General features: G+C 64.0%; 13 protein-coding genes. 7 read left to right on the plus strand and 6 right to left on the minus strand.

All coding sequences use genetic code 11. The features are described 5' to 3' along the window. Positions 1–44: 44 nt before the first annotated feature. From AACG97_RS08235 to AACG97_RS08245, 3 genes are all read right to left on the minus strand, one after another. Positions 45–722, minus strand: coding sequence for a response regulator transcription factor (locus AACG97_RS08235; RefSeq protein ID WP_029887817.1), 678 nt, complete (start codon positions 720–722; stop codon positions 45–47). Positions 723–928: 206 nt separating this feature from the next. Beyond that, positions 929–1,228 carry a YciI family protein gene (locus tag AACG97_RS08240; protein WP_009683653.1) on the minus strand — a complete coding sequence of 100 codons (300 nt, stop codon included), beginning with the start codon at positions 1,226–1,228 and terminating at the stop codon, positions 929–931. Position 1,229: 1 nt separating this feature from the next. After that, the gene (locus AACG97_RS08245) at positions 1,230–1,823 is read right to left on the minus strand and encodes a septation protein A (RefSeq protein WP_029887818.1); all 594 of its coding nucleotides are present in this window, start codon (positions 1,821–1,823) and stop codon (positions 1,230–1,232) included. 67 nt (positions 1,824–1,890) lie between these two features. On the opposite strand from AACG97_RS08245, the gene AACG97_RS08250 reads away from it, so the two are divergent. From AACG97_RS08250 to AACG97_RS08275, 6 genes are all read left to right on the plus strand, one after another. After that, complete coding sequence (locus AACG97_RS08250; RefSeq protein ID WP_029887819.1) at positions 1,891–2,751, plus strand: PHP domain-containing protein; 861 nt, start codon at positions 1,891–1,893, stop codon at positions 2,749–2,751. 13 nt (positions 2,752–2,764) lie between these two features. Then, on the plus strand, positions 2,765–3,394 hold the full coding sequence (locus AACG97_RS08255; RefSeq protein ID WP_054881895.1) for an L-threonylcarbamoyladenylate synthase: 630 nt from the start codon (positions 2,765–2,767) through the stop codon (positions 3,392–3,394). 125 nt (positions 3,395–3,519) lie between these two features. Then, positions 3,520–4,245 carry a segregation and condensation protein A gene (locus tag AACG97_RS08260; RefSeq protein WP_177433821.1) on the plus strand — a complete coding sequence of 242 codons (726 nt, stop codon included), beginning with the start codon at positions 3,520–3,522 and terminating at the stop codon, positions 4,243–4,245. Next, positions 4,232–5,002 (plus strand): SMC-Scp complex subunit ScpB, encoded by a 771-nt coding sequence (scpB, locus tag AACG97_RS08265; RefSeq protein WP_009683648.1) that lies wholly within the window; start codon positions 4,232–4,234, stop codon positions 5,000–5,002. Before AACG97_RS08260 ends, scpB begins: the two co-directional genes overlap by 14 nt. A gap of 185 nt (positions 5,003–5,187) precedes the next feature. Then, on the plus strand, positions 5,188–6,255 hold the full coding sequence (rluB, locus tag AACG97_RS08270; protein ID WP_009683647.1) for a 23S rRNA pseudouridine(2605) synthase RluB: 1,068 nt from the start codon (positions 5,188–5,190) through the stop codon (positions 6,253–6,255). 603 nt (positions 6,256–6,858) lie between these two features. Beyond that, positions 6,859–8,277: an amino acid permease gene (locus AACG97_RS08275; RefSeq protein WP_197886268.1), complete on the plus strand. Its 1,419-nt coding sequence runs from the start codon at positions 6,859–6,861 to the stop codon at positions 8,275–8,277. A gap of 1,139 nt (positions 8,278–9,416) precedes the next feature. Here the strand turns inward: AACG97_RS08275 and AACG97_RS08280 are convergent. After that, entirely contained in the window at positions 9,417–10,301 is an 885-nt protein-coding gene (locus AACG97_RS08280; protein ID WP_197886559.1) for a LysR substrate-binding domain-containing protein, read from the minus strand. Positions 10,302–10,452: 151 nt separating this feature from the next. On the opposite strand from AACG97_RS08280, the gene ydiJ reads away from it, so the two are divergent. Continuing rightward, on the plus strand, positions 10,453–13,473 hold the full coding sequence (ydiJ, locus tag AACG97_RS08285) for a D-2-hydroxyglutarate dehydrogenase YdiJ (protein ID WP_197886560.1): 3,021 nt from the start codon (positions 10,453–10,455) through the stop codon (positions 13,471–13,473). A gap of 44 nt (positions 13,474–13,517) precedes the next feature. Here ydiJ and AACG97_RS08290 read toward each other — a convergent pair whose 3' ends face one another. Together AACG97_RS08290 and AACG97_RS08295 are read right to left on the minus strand one after the other, a co-directional pair. Next, on the minus strand, positions 13,518–14,705 hold the full coding sequence (locus tag AACG97_RS08290; protein WP_197886561.1) for an MFS transporter: 1,188 nt from the start codon (positions 14,703–14,705) through the stop codon (positions 13,518–13,520). Between the two features lie 90 nt (positions 14,706–14,795). Then, the gene (locus tag AACG97_RS08295; RefSeq protein WP_009681494.1) at positions 14,796–14,924 is read right to left on the minus strand and encodes a hypothetical protein; all 129 of its coding nucleotides are present in this window, start codon (positions 14,922–14,924) and stop codon (positions 14,796–14,798) included. Positions 14,925–15,128 lie beyond the last annotated feature (204 nt).

Raw genomic sequence — 15,128 nt, forward strand, 5'->3', positions numbered from 1 at the left:
GATCGCGATTCTGCTCTTTCTTGCAGCTTGCAGCTTGCAGCTGCTCACAGGCAGTAGTAATAGCCGCGGCTGCGCAGGGCGACGATGCGTGGCCGGCCATCGGCATGCGGGCCGATCTTCTTGCGCAGGTTGCTGACGTGCATGTCCAGGCTGCGGTCGTAGAGGGTGAGCTTGCGGCCCAGGCCGATCTGCGCCAGTTCCTGTTTGTCCAGCGGCTCGCCAGGCTGGCGCAGCAGCGCTTCAAGTATGCGGCTTTCGGACAAGGTCAGGGTCATTTCCCGGCCATCGATGCTGGCCACGCCGCGGGCTGGGCTATAGACCAGGTCGCCCAGCTCCAGCTGGCTGGTGGCGGCAACGGGGTGGCTGCGGCGCAGTACTGCACGCAGGCGCGCGGTAAGCTCGCGTGGGTCGCACGGTTTGGCCAGGTAATCGTCGGCACCCAGTTCCAGGCCAAGAATACGGTCAAGCGGCTCGCCACGGGCCGACAGCATCAGCACCGGCAGTTCGGCGTGCTCGCTGCGCAGTTGTTTGAGCAACTCCAGGCCGCTGCCGTCGGGCAACATGACATCCAGCACCACGGCCGCAGGTGCATGCTCGGCCAAGGCCTGGCGTGCACTCTGCCCGTCGTGGCAGGCACGTACGGAAAACCCTTCCTGGGTCAGCCAGCTGCACAGCAGCTCGCACAGTTCCTGGTCATCATCAATCAGTAACAGCTCGCTCATGACTCACTCGATTCCACCATTGACGGCGGCTCTGCGGCCCGCCAGTGGCAAAGATACCGCAGACTGATGGCAACCGTATAACTGCTGATCCCGCATCGCCTGCTTCGCGGGTAAACCCGCTCCTACAACGACCGTGCAGTTCCGAAGGTTTGTGCGGGCCACTGTGGGAGCGGGCAAGCCCGCGAAGAAAGCGATGCGGTCTCGGATCACGGCAATACTTGCTTGAACGGCTTGACCACGACCTTGTCGTACACCCCTGCGGCAATGTACGGGTCGGCATCGGCCCAGGCCTGGGCTTCGGCCAGCGAGGCAAACTCGGCGACGATCAGGCTGCCGCTGAAGCCGGCGTCGCCCGGGTCGTTGCTGTCGATGGCCGGGTGTGGACCGGCCAGCACCACGCGGCCTTCGGCCTTGAGCTGCTGCAGGCGTTCGATGTGCGCCGGGCGGGCAGCAAGGCGCTTTTCCAGGGAGTTCGCGACGTCGCTGGCAATGATGGCGTAGAGCATGTCAATCCTTGGGTTTGGAGGTAGAAGGGTCGTCGTGCAGGTGGCGCGACAGGTACACGCCTTGCGCCACCAGGAAGATCACGGTCATGCCCAGGCTGCCGAACACCTTGAAGTCCACCCAGAAGTCCTGGAAGGTGAAGGCGACGAACAGGTTGGCCGCACCACAGAACAGGAAGAACGCGATCCAGGCCAGGTTCAAGCGCGTCCAGATGGCATCCGGGAGGGTGAGGGCGTGGCCCATGATGCGTTTGATCAGCACCCGGTCACCGATGAAGTGGCTGCCGGCAAAGCCCAGGGCGAACAGCCAGTTGACCACCGGCGCCTTCCACTTGAGGAAGGTTTCGCTGTGGAAGGTCAGGGTCAGGCCGCCGAACACCAGGCAGGCCACCAGGGTCAGCCACTGGCCCTTTTCCAGCTTGCGCTGGCGCAGGAACAGCGCGCCGTACACCACCAGCGAGCTGACGATCAGCATGGCCGTGGCACTGTAGATGCCACCGAATTCGAAGCTGTGGCCAGCGACTTCAAGCGGGCGTGGGTCCAGCTTGTACACGATGAAGAACAGCAACAGCGGGATGAAATCGATGAATTGTTTCACAATGGCAGCCAGAATCGGGATGTGACGGCATAATAACAAACATCGATTCCAGCGAAAGCGCTCCTCCATGAATGTTGATCTGCACTGTCACAGCACGGCCTCCGACGGCGCCCTGTCGCCCACGGCGCTGGTCGCCCGGGCCCATGAGCACGGGGTGCAAACGCTGGCCCTGACCGACCATGACACCCTCGAAGGCCTGCCCGAAGCGCGCCTGGCCTGCGTTGAGCGGGGCATGCGCTGGGTCAGCGGGGTCGAGCTTTCGTGCACCTGGGGGGGCGCCACCATTCACGTGCTGGGCTACGACTTCCCGCTTGATGCGCCGCCATTGCTGGCGGCGATCGAAGCGTTGCACCGCGGCCGCTGGCTGCGCGCCGAAGAAATCGACAAGCGGTTGGCCGCCAAGGGCATGCCAGGCACCCTCGACGGCGCCCGCGCCGTGCAGCACGAGCTGGGCGACAGCGGCAACGCACCGGCGCGCCCGCACTTTGCCGAATACCTGGTGCGTGCCGGGCACGTCAAGGACCGCGGCGAGGCGTTTCGCAAGTGGCTGGGGGCGGGCAAGCTGGGCGACGTCAAGCAGCATTGGCCCACCCTTGATGAAACCGTTGCCACGCTGCGCCAGTCCAAAGCCTGGGTAAGCCTGGCGCATCCCATGCACTACGACCTGACCCGCAGCAAGCGCAGGCGGCTGATTGCCGACTATATTCAGGCAGGTGGGCAGGCGCTTGAAGTGGTCAACGGGATGATGCCTGCCGAGCAGGTGGGCACCCTGTCCATCCTTACCCGTGAGTTCGGCCTGCTGGCAAGCGCTGGCAGTGACTTCCACGGCCCCGGCACCTGGGGCGAGATCGGTGCCTACCGGCCTTTGCCCGAGGACCTGCCGCCTTTGTGGCGCCGATTCAGCCATGAACAGCCTATTACGGTATGAACAGGACGACTACGTGAGCCAATTTTTCCAGATTCATCCGGAGAACCCCCAGCCGCGGCTGATCCGCCAGGCGGTAGAGATCATCCGCAAGGGGGGCGTGGTGGTGTACCCCACCGATTCGGCCTATGCGTTGGGTTGCCAGATCGGCGACAAGGCGGCCATCGAGCGCGTCCGGCGCCTGCGCGGCCTGGACAAGACCCACAACTTCACCCTGATGTGCTGCGACATGTCGCAGCTGGGGTTGTATGCCAAGGTCGATACCGGCACCTTCCGCCTGCTCAAGGCGCACGTGCCTGGGCCGTACACCTTCATCCTCAACGGCACCCGCGAAGTGCCCCGCCTGCTGCTGCACGAAAAACGCCGCACCATCGGCCTGCGGGTACCAGACCACGCCATTACCCTGGCGTTGCTGGCTGAGCTGGGCGAGCCGCTGATGAGCGTGAGCCTGATCCTGCCTGGCGATAACGAGCCGATGACCGACCCTTACGAAATTCGTGAGCGCCTGGAGCACCATGTCGACCTGGTGATCGATGGCGGCTACGGTGACCTCAAGGCGTCGACCATCATCGACCTTTCCGGCGACGAACCTGAGCTGATTCGAGAAGGCTGCGGCGACCCTGCGCCGTTCATGGCCAGCGCGTGAGCCAGCTGCAAGCGCCCGAGGCGCCGGCCACGCAGGTCGACGAGCCGCGGCAGTTGCAACTGGCCTTGGTCTACGGCGAAGCCCTGACCGAGATGCCGCTGGACCTGTACATCCCGCCAGACGCCCTGGAAGTCATCCTGGAAGCCTTCGAAGGGCCGCTGGACCTGTTGCTGTACCTGATCCGCAAGCAGAACATCGACATCCTCGACATCCCCGTGGCTGAAATCACCCGCCAGTACATGGGCTATGTGGAGCTGATGAAAAGCGTGCGCCTGGAACTGGCCGCCGAATACCTGGTAATGGCGGCCATGCTTGCCGAGATCAAGTCGCGCATGCTGCTGCCGCGCTCGGCTGAGGCCGAGGAAGAGGAGGGTGACCCGCGCGCCGAGTTGATCCGCCGGCTGCAGGAGTACGAGCGTTTCAAGGCCGCAGCCGAAGGCATCGACGCGTTGCCACGGGTTGGCCGTGAGGTGCGGGTGCCGCGCCTGGATGCGCCGCAGGCCAAGGTGCGCAAGCTGTTGCCGCAGGTCAGCCTGGAAGAGCTGCTGGTGTCCATGGCCGAGGTGATGCGGCGCAACGACCTGTTCGAGAGCCACCAGATCAGCCGTGAAACGCTGTCCACCCGCGAGCGCATGAGCCAGGTGCTGGAGCGCCTCAAGGGCGGTGCTTTCGTGCCGTTCGTCGAGCTGTTCGGGCACGACGAGGGCAAGCTGGGGGTAGTGGTCACCTTCATGGCGATTCTCGAACTGGTGAAGGAAGCGCTGATCGAACTGGTGCAGAATGAACCCTTCGCCGCCATCCACGTGCGGCTTCGCCCGGCGCTTGTTGAAGAACCCGATGAACCTGAATGAACCTCGCGACCTGGCGTCGCTGATCGAAGCCTTCCTGCTGGCGTCGGGCAAACCGCAATCACTGGAGCGTCTGTTCGAGTTGTTCGAGGAAGCCGAGCGCCCCGAACCCAAGGTTTTCAGGCAGGCGCTGGAGGTGCTGGGCAAGTCGTGCAACGGCCGCGCTTTCGAGCTCACGGAGGTGGCCAGCGGCTACCGCCTGCAAATTCGCGAAGCCTACGCCCCTTGGGTCGGCCGCTTGTGGGAAGAGCGCCCGCAGCGCTATTCGCGTGCCTTGCTGGAAACCCTGGCGTTGATCGCCTATCGCCAGCCGATCACCCGTGGCGAGATCGAGGATGTGCGCGGGGTGGCGGTGAACAGCAATATCATCAAGACCCTGATGGAGCGCGAGTGGATACGCGTGGTGGGCTACCGCGAGGTGCCCGGCCGGCCGGCGATGTTCGCCACCACCAAGGCGTTCCTGGACCACTTCAACCTCAAGAGCCTGGAGCAGTTGCCGGCGTTGGCCGAGTTGCGCGAGCTGCAGCCTGAGCCGCTGCTCGACCCGGATGATGCACCGGTACCGGCGCACCTGCAGGCCCTGGCTGATGCCAGCCTGGGCGAGCAGGACGCGGTTGACGAGCCGAAGGAGGAAACCAGCTTCCGCAGCTTGCTGGTGGAGCTGGATGCCATGGAAGAAGGGCTGAAGACCGACTTTGACGATTTGCGTGGGCAAGCACCTGAGGCCGCGGTGGAAGAAGAGGGCAAGCTGCAGCCCTGATCGTGCGGTTGCCTGTAGCGGCCCCGCCCGGCAAGCACCTCACCGTTAGGCAGAAACCTCTCGCTGCCCCCGCAAAACCTTCTAACCTGCAGTGCGTTCCCCCACCGAACCGCGTATGATGCGCGGCCTTTTGGCGCATTCGTCGCCAGAAACCCTTTGTCATTCCTACACCGGGAGGTGCCCAGATGAGTGAGCAAGACCTGCAAGACACCGCAATTACCCCGCCGTCCGGCGAAAAACTGCAAAAAGTGCTGGCCCGCATCGGCGTGGGCTCGCGCCGTGACGTCGAGGCCTGGATCAGCCAGGGCCGGATCAAGGTCAACGGCGTCGCGGCTACCCTCGGCCAACGCGTCGACCTGCACGATGCCATTGCCGTTGACGGCAAGCTGATCAAGCGCGAGGAGGCCGCCGAGGCCACCCGCCGGGTGATCATGTACAACAAACCCGATGGCGAGATCTGCACCCGTGACGACCCGGAAGGCCGCCCGACCGTGTTCGATCGCCTGCCGCGGCCAAAAGAAGGCCGTTGGATCAACATTGGCCGACTCGACATCAACACCACCGGCCTGCTGCTGTTCACCACCGACGGTGAACTGGCCAACCGCCTGATGCACCCGTCCTACGAGATGGACCGCGAGTACGCGGTGCGTGTGCGTGGTGAAGTCGATGACGAGATGATCGAGCGCCTGAAGGCCGGTGTAATGCTCGAAGACGGCCCGGCCAAGTTCACCGACATCCAGAAGGCACCCGGTGGCGAAGGTTTCAACCACTGGTACCACTGCGTGGTGATGGAAGGCCGTAACCGCGAGGTGCGTCGCCTGTGGGAATCCCAGGGCATGGTGGTCAGCCGCCTGAAGCGCGTGCGCTTCGGCCCGGTGTTCCTCAACTCCGACCTGCCGATGGGCCGCTGGCGGGAAATGTCCCAGGGCGAAATCGACATCCTGGCCGCTGAAGTCGGCTTGCAGCCGGTTGCGCTGCCTGCCTTGAACCTCAAGGCCAAGGACAAGATGGAGCGACTGCAGCGCAAATCGTCCCGCCCGCTGGGCCGTGGCGAGCGCGTGCGCAACCTGCGCCCGGCCCACGAAGGTGCTGCCGCTGGCGAGCGCCCGGCACGCCAGCCGCGTGAAGAAGCGCCACGCAAAGGCAACCGCGGCAGCGCCGTGGCCGAGCGCCCAAGCGAAATGCGCAAGCGCCCAGCCAAGCCTGAAGGTGACAAGCCTGCCGGCCGTGGCCGTGGCAAACCGCGTGGCTGATTGGCCCAATTAAGTAATTTGGGGCCGCTTTGCAGCCCCAAGGCACTGAAGCAAAAGAATTTTTCGGACGACTGGCAAGTCCTCGAACCACCCCGTAAAGAAATGTGTACAAAATCAGCCGATTCCCGTTCGCCTTTCGGAATACGCCCCGGCCTGTCAAAAAAACTTGCCGCTGCCAACGCTGCAAGCCCCCCGCGCCAATCCTCACCACCCTTGCCCAAACCCCCTTGCCCACGGTGTTATAGCCGCTATTGCCGTGTGCAACAGCCGGTTCACAGCGCCTGGCTGACAAAACAACAAATGGAGGCGCCATGTACGCCGATCACTCCGCCTTTGAAGGCCCATACCACAGGATCGCTGCGTTTTTTCCCGAGGAAAGGATGCAACGCGTTGACGCCTGCGCGTTTGCAGGGGTATACAGTGCGCCGCGTTTTACCTGTGACCCCCTTGCGTACCGCGCACTCTTGATCACGCCTGGTTGACCCGCCCCGGCGGCACCTGAGGTCGAGAAACCCAAGGTAACCACCTTGCCCATTCCGCTGCGCCACGAGCGCGGTGGGTCCGATTCCGTCACAGATAAAAACAATGCAGGTGACTTCGTTCATGAGTGGACAAAACATGCATTCAGGCGAGCTCAAGCGGGGCCTGAAGAACCGTCACATCCAGTTGATCGCCCTTGGCGGCGCAATTGGTACCGGCCTGTTCCTCGGCTCGGCAGGCGTGATGAAATCCGCCGGCCCGTCGATGATCCTCGGTTACGCCATCTGCGGCTTCATCGCCTTCATGATCATGCGCCAGCTTGGCGAGATGATCGTCGAGGAGCCGGTGGCCGGCTCATTCAGCCATTTTGCCCACACCTACTGGGGCGGCTTCGCCGGTTTCCTGTCTGGCTGGAACTGCTGGGTGCTGTACATCCTGGTGGGCATGTCGGAGCTGTCGGCGGTTGGCAAGTATGTCCACTACTGGTGGCCGGAAATCCCGACCTGGGTTACCGCAGCCGCCTTCTTCGTGCTGATCAACGCCATCAACCTGATGAACGTGAAGTTCTTCGGTGAAGCCGAATTCTGGTTCGCCATCATCAAGGTGGTCGCCATCGTCAGCATGATCGGACTGGGCGCCTACCTGCTGACCAGCGGCAGCGGCGGCCCGGAGGCCACCGTCGCCAACCTGTGGTCGCACGGCGGGTTCTTCCCCAATGGTGTCAGCGGCCTGGTCATGGCCCTGGCCTTCATCATGTTCTCGTTCGGTGGCCTGGAAATGCTCGGGTTCACCGCTGCCGAGGCCGACAAGCCCAAGACCGTGATCCCCAAGGCGATCAACCAGGTCATCTACCGTATCCTGATCTTCTACGTGGGTGCGTTGGTGGTGCTGCTGTCGCTGACCCCGTGGGACAACCTGGTGGCCAGCATCGACGCCTCGGGCGGCAGTTATGGCAGCAGCCCATTCGTGCAGGTGTTCTCGCTGCTGGGCAGTGACGTGGCCGCCAACCTGCTGAATTTCGTGGTGCTGACGGCCGCGCTGTCGGTGTACAACAGCGGCACCTACTGCAATGCCCGCATGCTGCTGGGCATGGCGGAGCAGGGCGATGCCCCGGCAGCGCTGGCCAAGGTCGACAAACGCGGCGTGCCGGTGCGCTCGATTCTGGTGTCGGCAGCGGTGACCTTCGTGGCCGTGCTGCTCAACTACCTGATGCCGCAAAATGCCCTGGAACTGCTGATGTCGCTGGTGGTGGCTACCCTGGTGATCAACTGGGCGATGATCAGTTATTCGCACCTGAAATTCCGCCAGCACCTTGACCGTAGCGGCCAGAAGCCGCTGTTCAAGGCGCTGTGGTACCCCTATGGCAACTATGTGGTGCTGGCCTTCGTGGTGCTGATTCTCGGCATCATGCTGATGATTCCAGGCATTCAGGTGTCGGTGTACGCGATCCCGATCTGGCTGTTTGCGATGTTCGTGGTGTACATGGTCAAGCCACGTCGGCGGCAGAATACCGGTGGGGTTGCTGGAACCGTAGCCAAGTAAGGCTCTGCAGGAAATAGAGAAACCCGAAGCCGGGGGCCTGGCTTCGGGTTTTTTATTGCCTGTTTGGGCCCTATCGCCGGCAAGCCAGCTCCCACAGCGATCGCATCAGGGCTGACAGGTGTTTGCCACAAGGTATGCAGCGCCTGTTAGAGCGAGCGCCGCCCGCGCGGCGCAATCGCGAGCTGCGCTCGCTCCTACGTTTGTTTCGGGCCAATTATTCCTGTGGGATTCGCGCGCGAACGCCTTGGTGCATGCCTCAATATCGCGCCGTACAAACAAGGCGGCCGCGCGCGCCTGTCACAGGCGTTACTGGCCCGAAACAAACGTAGGAGCGAGCGCAGCTCGCGATTGCGCCGCGCGGGCGGCGCTCGATCTCACAGGCGCTGAAGATGCTCCGGCTACCCTTGCCAGGAACCATAGAATCTCCCACAGGGATCGCATCAGGGCTGACAGGTGTTTGCCACAAGGTATGCAGCGCCTGTTAGAGCGAGCGCCGCCCGCGCGGCGCATCGCGAGCTGCGCTCGCTCCTACGTTTGTTTCGGGCCAATTATTCCTGTGGGATTCGCGCGCGAACGCCTTGGCGCATGCCTCAATATCGCGCCGTACAAACAAGGCGGCCGCGCGCGCCTGTCACAGGCGTTACTGGCCCGAAACAAACGTAGGAGCGAGCGCAGCTCGCGATGCGCCGCGCGGGCGGCGCTCGATCTCACAGGCACTGAAGATGCAGCGGCTACCCTTGCCAGGAACCATGGAATCTCCCACAGGGATCGCATCAGGGCTGACAGGTGTTTGTCAGAAGATATGCAGCGCCTGTTAGAGCGAGCGCCGCCCGCGCGGCGCATCGCGAGCTGCGCTCGCTCCTACGTTTGTTTCGGGCCAATTATTCCTGTGGGATTCGCGCGCGAACGCCTTGGCGCATGCCTCAATATCGCGCCGTACAAACAAGGCGGCCGCGCGCGCCTGTCACAGGCGTTACTGGCCCGAAACAAACGTAGGAGCGAGCGCAGCTCGCGATGCGCCGCGCGGGCGGCGCTCGATCTCACAGGCACTGAAGATGCAGCGGCTACCCTTGCCAGAAACCATAGAATTTCCCACAGGTACTGCACAGGGCTTGGGGCCTATGCGGTCGAGGCAGGACTCAGATCTGCTCCAGCAACCACCCCCTGAACGCCCGCAACGACGGTAATGCCTCATTCCTCGGCGGGTAGATCAGGTAGTAACTGCGCTGGCTGGCAAAAGCTGCCCCGGGGCTGTGCAGTTCACCCTTGGCCAGTTCTTCTTCCACGAGAATGCGCGGTACCAGCCCGATGCCGATCCCGGCGCGCACGGCCTGGATCAGGTGCGAGGTGAGCTCGAAACTCGGCCCCAGGCGCATCGCCCGGTGCGGCAGGCCATGGTGGGAAAACCACTCGCCCCAGGCGTGCGGGTTGTTGGCCACGTTCAGCAGCACCTCTTCGCTGATGCTGGCGGGGCTCCAGCCCTGGCGGTCGGCGCTGGCCTGCGGCGGTACGATCACCACCAGTTCCTCGGCATGCAGGCGATGGCAGACCAGCCCGGGCAGGTCGTGGCTGGCCACGCCAATGGCGGCATCGATCTCGCTGGTTTCGAAATTAATGGCTTCGATGCGTGAGTGAATGTGCACCAGCATGCCTGGGTGCGCGCTGTAGAACGCATGCAAGCGCGGCAACAGCCATTTGGAGCCGAAGGTGGGCAGGGTGGCCAGGCGCAAGGTGCCGACCCCTGACTGGTAAGCCAGCGCTTGCAGGGTGGCGCTGCGGATGCGCCCCAGCGCCTCGCTGAGCTCGCCCTGGTACAGCCGGCCGACATCGGTCAGCTGCACCTGGCGCCCTTCACGGCGGAACAGGTTCAGGCCCAACTGTTGTTCCAGTGCCTGCACCTGCCGGCTGACCGCGCTCTGGGTCAGTGACAGTTCGGCAGCGGCGCGGGTGTAGCTTTCATGCCGGGCGGCGGCCTCGAATGCCAGCAGCAGCGACATGGACGGAGTCAGGTGGCGGTAATTCATTCATAAAAGTCATTGATAGCGGCAGGATTATCCGTTTGCCCCTGAGCGCAAACTACAGGAACATTGGCTTATACGTCACCCCCGCCTGGTTTGACCCATGCCGGGGCGACAGGAATCCCGTGAATAGCCAATATCAAGAGGCCATCCTTCGATGATCGCCCAGCTGCCAACCGTTGCACCCAGCGCCAACTACCCAGAATTCCTCGAAGCCCTGCGCAACAGCGGCTTCCGTGGCCAGATCAGCGCCGACTACGCGACCCGCACGGTGTTGGCCACCGACAACTCGATCTATCAGCGCCTGCCGCAGGCTGCGGTGTTCCCGCTGGATGCCGACGATGTGGCGCGCGTGGCCACGCTGATGGCCGAAGCACGCTTTCGGCACGTCAAGCTCACCCCGCGCGGCGGGGGCACCGGCACCAACGGCCAGTCGCTGACCGATGGTATCGTCGTCGACCTGTCGCGGCACATGAACAACATCCTCGAAATCAATGTCGAGGAGCGCTGGGTGCGGGTGCAGGCCGGCACCGTGAAGGACCAGCTCAATGCTGCGCTCAAGCCGTACGGGCTGTTCTTCGCCCCTGAGCTGTCCACGTCCAACCGCGCCACCGTCGGCGGCATGATCAACACCGACGCCAGCGGCCAGGGCAGCTGTACTTATGGCAAAACCCGCGACCACGTACTGGAGTTGCACAGCGTGCTGCTCGGTGGCGAGCGCCTGCACAGCCTGCCGATCGATGAGGCCGCGCTGGAGCAGGCCTGTGCCGCGCCTGGCCGGGTGGGCGAGGTGTACCGCATGGCGCGGGACATCCAGCAAACCCAGGGCGACCTGATCGAGCGCACCTTCCCCAAGCTCAACCGCTGCCTGACCGGCTACGACCTGGCGCACCTGCGCGACGAACAGGGCCGTTTCAACCTCAATAGCGTGCTGTGCGGTGCCGAGGGCTCGCTTGGGTATGTGGTCGAAGCCAAGCTCAATGTGCTGCCGATCCCCAAGTACGCGGTACTGGTCAATGTGCGCTACACCAGCTTCATGGATGCCCTGCGCGACGCCAATGCGCTGATGGCGCACAAGCCGCTGTCCATCGAAACCGTGGACTCCAAGGTGCTCATGCTGGCGATGAAGGATATCGTCTGGCACAGCGTTGCCGAATACTTCCCGGCCGACCCCGAGCGGCCGACCTTGGGCATCAACCTGGTGGAGTTCTGCGGGGACGAGCCGGCGCAGGTCAATGCCAAGGTGCAGGCGTTCCTCCAGCACCTGCAGAGCGACACCAGTGTCGAGCGCCTGGGCCACACGCTGGCCGAGGGTTCCGAGGCCGTCACCCGTGTCTACACCATGCGCAAGCGCTCGGTGGGCCTGCTGGGTAACGTCGAGGGCGAGGTGCGCCCGCAACCTTTCGTCGAGGACACCGCGGTGCCGCCGGAGCAACTGGCCGACTACATCGCCGATTTCCGGGCCTTGCTCGATGGTTACGGCCTGGCCTACGGCATGTTCGGCCACGTGGATGCCGGCGTGCTGCACGTACGCCCCGCGCTGGACATGAAAGACCCGGCCCAGGCCGCGCTGGTCAAGCCGATTTCCGATGCGGTGGCGGCACTGACCAAACGCTATGGCGGCCTGTTGTGGGGCGAGCATGGCAAGGGCCTGCGTTCGGAGTACGTGCCGGAGTATTTCGGCGAACTGTACCCAGCACTGCAGCGCCTGAAGGGCGCCTTCGACCCGCATAACCAGCTGAACCCGGGCAAGATCTGCACGCCGCCCGACAGCGCCGAAGGCCTGACCAAGGTCGATGGCGTGACCCTGCGCGGCGACCTGGACCGCAGCATCGACGAACGGGTCTGGCAAGACTTCGGCAGCGCCGTGCACTGCAACGGCAACGGTGCCTGCTACAACTACGACCCCAACGACGCCATGTGCCCCTCATGGAAAGCCACCCGTGAGCGCCAGCACTCGCCCAAGGGCCGTGCCTCGCTGATGCGCGAATGGCTGCGCCTGCAGGGCGAAGCGAACATCGACGTGCTGGCTGCGGCGCGTAACAAGGTCTCGTGGCTCAAGGGCCTGCCGGCGCGCCTGCGCAACAACCGCGCACGCAACCAGGGCCAGGCCGACTTCTCCCATGAGGTGTATGACGCCATGGCCGGTTGCCTGGCGTGCAAATCCTGCGCTGGGCAGTGCCCGATCAAGGTCAACGTGCCGGACTTCCGCTCGCGCTTTCTGGAGCTGTACCACGGCCGTTATCAGCGCCCGCTGCGCGACTACCTGATCGGCTCGCTGGAGTTCACCATCCCCTACCTGGCACACGCACCGGGGCTGTACAACGCGGTGATGGGGTCGAAATGGGTGAGCAGGCTGCTGGCCGAAAAGGTTGGCATGGTCGACAGCCCATTGATCAGCCGCTTCAACTTCCAGGCCACCCTGACCCGCTGCCGTGTTGGCGTGGCCACGGTGCCGGCGCTGCGCGAATTGACCCCGGCCCAGCGCGAGCGCAGCATCGTGCTGGTGCAGGATGCCTTCACCCGTTACTTCGAAACGCCGTTGCTTTCGGCGTTCATCGACCTGGCCAACCGCCTCGGCCACCGGGTGTTCCTGGCGCCGTATAGCGCCAACGGCAAGCCGCTGCATGTGCAGGGGTTCCTCGGTGCATTCGCCAAGGCGGCGATCCGCAATGCCAGCCAGCTCAAGGCCCTGGCCGATTGCGGCGTGCCGCTTGTGGGCCTGGACCCGGCCATGACCCTGGTGTACCGCCAGGAGTACCAGAAGGTGCCGGGCATGGAGGGTTGCCCGCAGGTGCTGCTGCCGCAGGAATGGCTGATGAATGTGCTGCCCGAACAGGCACCGACCGCGCCGGGCAACTTCCGCCTGATGGCGCACTGCACCGAGAAGACCAACGTGCCGGCCAGTACCCGCCAATGGGAGCAGGTGTTTGCCCGTTTGGGGCTGAAGCTGGTGACCGAGGCCACTGGCTGCTGCGGTATGTCCGGTACCTATGGGCATGAGGCACGCAACCAGGAAACCTCGCGGACCATCTTCGAGCAAAGCTGGGCCACCAAGCTGGACAAGGAGGGCGAACCTTTGGCTACCGGGTATTCGTGCCGCAGCCAAGTCAAGCGCATGACCGAACGCCAGATGCGCCACCCGCTGGAAGTGGTGTTGCAGTACGCTCAGCGCTGACCTTCAGCGGCGCGGGCTGCCTTGCAGCCCAGCGCGGCTTCGTTTTACCGCGCCCGGGCCTGTTGAGCCTGCCGATACAGATACAGGCTCAGCAGCAACCCACAGGCCGCAGCGGCGGCGGCAAACAGAAACATCGAGGCAAACCCGAACCCGGCCGCCACTGCGCCCACCATAGGCCCGGTTACCCCCAGCGACAAGTCGATGAACAGCGAATACGCCCCCACCGCCGCCCCGCGGTTGGCCGCCGAGACCTGGTTCACTGCCTCAACGCCCAGCGCCGGGAATACAAGCGAAAAGCCAAACCCGCTCAGTGCTGCCCCTGCTAGCGCCAGCTCTGCGCTGGGCGCCAACCACAGCATCAGCAGCCCCAGCGTTTCTACCGCCAGGCAGGCAATGGCCACGCGAAACCCGCCAATCCGGTTGATCAGGTTGCCGAACAGCAGGCGAGCGCTGATGAAGCTGGCACCGAACAGGCTCAGTGTCAGTGCGGCGTTGGCCCAGCCCTGGCTGGCGTAATACAGGGTGATGAAGGTGGCGATGGTGCCAAAGCCGATCGAGCCCAGGGCCAGCCCCGAGCCATGCGGGAAGACTTTGCCCAGCACGCTCAGGAACGGCAGGCGCACGCCATGGACGATGGGCGCAGCCTGTTTGGGCCAGGCCAGCAGCAGGCCTACCGCGCACAGCAGGATGATGCTCAGGCCCATGCTCCACAGCCCAAGGCCCTTGACCATCAGTACGCCCAGCGGCGCGCCGATGGCCAGGGCGCCGTAGCTGGCAATGCCGTTCCAGGAAATCACTTTGGCCGTGTTGGCAGCCCCGACCCGGCCGATGCCCCAGCCTATCGAGCCCGAACCCACCAGGCTTTCGGCGCTGCCCAGCACCAGTCGGCCAGCCAGCAGGCAGGCCAGGCTCCACCCGGGCAGGTGGGTCAGGAAGGCGCAGGCCAGCATGAACACGCCGCTGATGCCGCAGCCGGCAAGGCCGTAGATCACGGCTTTCTTGCTGCCATGGTTGTCGATGATGCGGCTGGCGGCAGGGCGGCTGAGCAGGGTCGCCAGGTACTGCACGCTGATCACCAGGCCGGCGACGACGGTACTGAAACCCAGGTCGTTGTGTACGTAGCCGGGCAGTACGGCCAGCGGAATGCCGATGTTCAGGTAGCCAATGAAGGTGAACAGAACGATGGAGACGACTTGCAGGGTGACCGCAAGGGGGCGGGGTGAGTCGGGCATGAGGGCCTACATGGGTTCTGGACGGTGTGAAAACGTGCTGACGGGGGTGGCCCGCAGGTCAGCCGTTTTCACACAGTCGGGGATGCGCAGTTAGTCCTGGTCAGCGCTGGATTGATCGTCACCATCCTGCTCGACGGCAGCTGCCGGTTCGGCGTGGGCGGTCACGGTTGGCTCTTCTGGGTTCAGGCTTGGGAAGGGAAGATTCGGGATCTCATGCATCTCGTCGTTCCTCGCAAGTGTGAGTGAAAAGTCTGCGCCAGGCGCGTTTGAAGCTTTGCAAAGCTGGGGCAGGATACACAAGTCTGGATGACAGTTTGGTTTTTTTCCCGCTCGCCGGTCGGGTTTGCGGGCGAACAGCGCACAACATCTGGCCGAAAAACGGCGGCTTTGTGGCGCGTTCGCCCGCCAGGCAGGGGTGGGCGC

The organism is Pseudomonas sp. Nvir, from assembly GCF_963778085.1.
Classification (GTDB): Bacteria; Pseudomonadota; Gammaproteobacteria; order Pseudomonadales; family Pseudomonadaceae; genus Aquipseudomonas; species Aquipseudomonas juntendi.